Below are 486 nucleotides of genomic sequence, written 5' to 3'. Positions count from 1 at the left end.
GGGGCCCCGTCGGGCAGGGTGTTCGGACCACCCTCCGGGATGCGGTAATGTTTTCCCTGCACCCGGGCGATTAGCTCAGCGGGAGAGCACTTCGTTCACACCGAAGGGGTCACTGGTTCGATCCCAGTATCGCCCACCGGAATGCATTGTGATATGTGAGGCCCAGCCGATTATCGGCTGGGCCTCACATGTATTTCCGGAATCCCGCCGGAACTGTCCGGGCGAATGCACCTGAGCCCCAGTCACCTTCCGTGCGGAGCACCGGTTCTGCGGTTCGGCCGGGGCTGCCCCGGAACGGGCGAGTTGTACGACCGGCTCCAAATGGTGCTACAGTTCTTCTCGTTGCCCGGGCGATTAGCTCAGCGGGAGAGCACTTCGTTCACACCGAAGGGGTCACTGGTTCGATCCCAGTATCGCCCACCGGACAGCATGCAGGCCCTGATCGGGATACCGGTCAGGGCCTGCGGCGCGTTCGGGGCCGCCCCG

General features: G+C 64.2%; 2 tRNA genes. Both read left to right on the top strand.

What is annotated here, in order from left to right:
• Positions 1 to 64 precede the first annotated feature (64 nt).
• Positions 65 to 136, top strand: a tRNA-Val gene (locus PUR71_RS00975).
• Between the two features lie 212 nt (positions 137 to 348).
• Positions 349 to 420 (top strand) — tRNA-Val (locus tag PUR71_RS00970).
• The last annotated feature ends 66 nt before the right edge of the window (positions 421 to 486 follow it).

This window comes from Streptomyces sp. SP17BM10 (genome assembly GCF_036322405.1).
Lineage (GTDB): Bacteria > Actinomycetota > Actinomycetes > Streptomycetales > Streptomycetaceae > Kitasatospora.
The sequence above is the reverse complement of the archived record's forward strand: the minus strand, read 5'-3'. Positions and strand labels throughout refer to the sequence as shown.